Annotated in this window: 2 protein-coding genes; both read left to right on the top strand. The window is 71.5% G+C overall.

What is annotated here, in order from left to right:
* Nucleotides 1-1,545 (top strand): ABC transporter substrate-binding protein (locus tag IFT36_RS15740; protein ID WP_200413629.1); only part of this gene is annotated, 1,545 nt, incomplete at its 5' end.
* Entirely contained in the window at nt 1,542-2,615 is a 1,074-nt protein-coding gene (locus IFT36_RS15735) for an ABC transporter permease (protein WP_200413628.1), read from the top strand. The genes IFT36_RS15740 and IFT36_RS15735, both read left to right, overlap by 4 nt.
* Nucleotides 2,616-2,740: the final 125 nt, after the last annotated feature.

The following is a 2,740-nucleotide window of genomic DNA, read 5'->3' as shown; positions in this document are numbered from 1 at the left end:
GCCGCTGGACTCGCCGGCCTCGGCCTGCTGACGCTCGCCGGCTGCACGCCCGCCCGCAGCACCCCGACCATCCCCGAGGCCGCCGCCACCGGCACCCCCGCCCGCGGCGGACGTCTGCGCATCGCGCGCCCGGCCGCCTCCGCCGCCGAGACCCTCGACTCCGCCAGCTCGCTCTCGGCCTACGAGTACCTCGGTGCCCTGTACAACCGGCTCGTCAAGCTCGACGACGCCGGCGTCACCGTGCCCGACCTCGCCGACGACTGGTCCGCCAACGCCGACGGCACGAGCTGGACCTTCCGCCTGCGCGAGGGCGTCCGCTTCCACGACGGCCGCCGCTTCACCGCCGCCGACGCGATCTACTCGATCGAGCACATCCTCGACCCCGACACCGCCTCACCCCAGGGCGAGGTGCTCGCCGCCATGATCGGCCCCGGCGGCATGACCGCCGTCGACCCGCTCACCCTGCGCTTCGACCTGTTGACGCCGAACGCCGAGTTCCCCTCGCTGCTCACCGCGTACCAGTGCTACATCGTCCCCGAGGGCAGCGCCGACCCGAGCCAGGGCGGCGGCATCGGACGCACGGGCATCGGCACCGGACCGTTCCGCCTGTCGAGCTTCGAGCCCGCGGGCACCGGCAGCGTCGAGGCCTTCGAGGACCACTTCGCCGGACGTCCGGTGCTCGACGGCATCGACTTCTTCTCGATCCAGGACACCACCGCCCGCGTCAACGCCCTGCTCGCCGGCCAGATCGACCTGATCAGCCAGACCAACCTCGACTTCGCCACCGCCCAGGTCGTCAGCGCCTCGGCCGGCGCCACCGTCGCCCGCGCCCCCGACGCCCAGTGGTACACGATCCCGATGCTCGCCACGAGCGCCGAGTTCAAGGACCCGCTCGTCCGCCAGGCCATGAAGCTCGCCTACGACCCGCAGGCGATCGTCGCCACCGCCCTGCAGGGCACCGGTTCGCCCGGCTGGGACAACCCCGTCCCTCCCTCGCAGGCCGTCTGGCTCGACGACCAACGCGCCTACGACCCCGACCAGGCCCGTGCCCTGCTCAAGCAGGCCGGCCGCGAGGGGCTGAAGACCGAGATCTACACCTCCAGCTACGAGTCGGTCTTCACCCCGATGGCGGTCGCCTACCGCGACGCCGTCCGCGACGCGGGCATCGACCTGACCGTCCGCAACGCCTCGTCGGACTCGTACTACACGCAGATCTGGATGCAGAAGCCGCTCATGGTCAGCTACTGGTTCACCGGCCGCCCGATCGACCAGCTGCTCAACCAGATCTTCCGCACCGGCTCGTCGTACAACGAGAGCGCCTGGTCGAACCCGACCTTCGACGGGCTGCTCGACGACGCCCGCGCCGAGATGGACGACACGCGCCGCATGACGCTCTACCAGGATGCCCAGCGCATCGTCGTCGAGGACTCCGCCGACATGACCCCCATGTTCGGCGACCGCCTCGTCGGCCTGTCCCGGAACGTCCTGAACTACCGCGAGTTCGGCTTCGAGTTCGACTACCTGCAGATCGGACTCCGCGCATGAGCCCCACACCGACCGCCAGCCGCCCGAACACCAGCGGCACGACCGCCGACGGCAAGACCGCCAGGAGCCCGCACACCGGCGGCCCGCACCCCACGTCCCCGCTCGCCGCGACCCTGATCGTCGTCGCCCGCCGCGTCGGCACGGCCCTCCTCACCGTGCTGCTCGCCTCGTTCTTCGTGTTCTTCGCCGTGCAGGCCCTCCCCGGCGACGTCGCGCAGCAACTGCTCGGCCAGGACGCCACCCCCGACGCCGTCGCCGCCCTGCGCGAGACGCTCGGCCTCGACCAGAACGTCTGGGTCCGCTACGGCCAGTGGTTGCTCGGTGCGGCGCACGGCGACTTCGGCGTCTCGCTGGTCAGCGGCCTGCCGGTCGGTCCCGACCTGCTGATCGCCTTCCGCAACAGCATGCTGATCGCTCTGCCCGCCATGATCGTCGGCGTCACCCTGTCGCTGACCCTCGGCGTCATCGCCGGGGTGCGCCGCGGCCGTCCGAGCGACCACGCGATCTCGCTGATCAGCCTGGTCGTCATGAGCGTCCCCGAGTTCATGGTCGCCACGGTGCTCGTGCTGCTGTTCGCCATCGCGCTGCCGATCTTCCCGGCGGTCGTGCTGCGCGGCCAGGACGCGACGGTCGCCGAACTGCTGCCCAGCATCTGGCTGCCCGTCATCGTGCTGACCCTCGCCATGGCCGCCTACATCGTGCGGACCGCCCGCTCGTCGACGATCGACGTGATGGCGAGCGAGTTCGTCACGACGGCCGAGCTCAAGGGCCTGTCGACGCGTCAGGTGGTCTGGCGTCACGCCGTCCCGAGCGCCCTGCTGCCGACGCTCAACGTCGTCGCGCTGAACGTCGCCTGGCTGCTCGGCGGCGTCGTGGTCGTCGAGAACGTCTTCAACTACCCGGGCATGGGCAAGCTCATGCTCGAGTCCGTCTTCAACCGCGACCTGCCGACGATCCAGGCGATCGCGGTCGTCAGCGCCCTCGTCTACGTGGTGTGCAACCTCGCCGCCGACCTCATCGCGCTCGCCCTCGACCCGAGGCTGCGCACCCGACGGAAGGCCAACTCTTGAGCCCCGCACGCGACCGGACCCCGCCCGCCGACAGCGGCGAGGGCGGCACCGGACACCGCACCGCCGAGGAGGCGCGGGTCGCCACGACCGCGGACCCCGCCACCCAGGGCGCGCAGGTCGGCGGC

Source organism: Frigoribacterium sp. CFBP 13605, assembly GCF_014839405.1.
Classification (GTDB): Bacteria; Actinomycetota; Actinomycetes; order Actinomycetales; family Microbacteriaceae; genus Frigoribacterium.
Note: the sequence above shows the minus strand (reverse complement) of the source record. Positions and strands in the feature narration are given on the sequence as shown.

Coding starts and splice junctions, on each gene's coding strand:
- IFT36_RS15735 (WP_200413628.1), top strand. CDS start 1,542: ATGAGCCCCACACCGACCGCCAGCCGCCCGAACACCAGCGGCACGACC.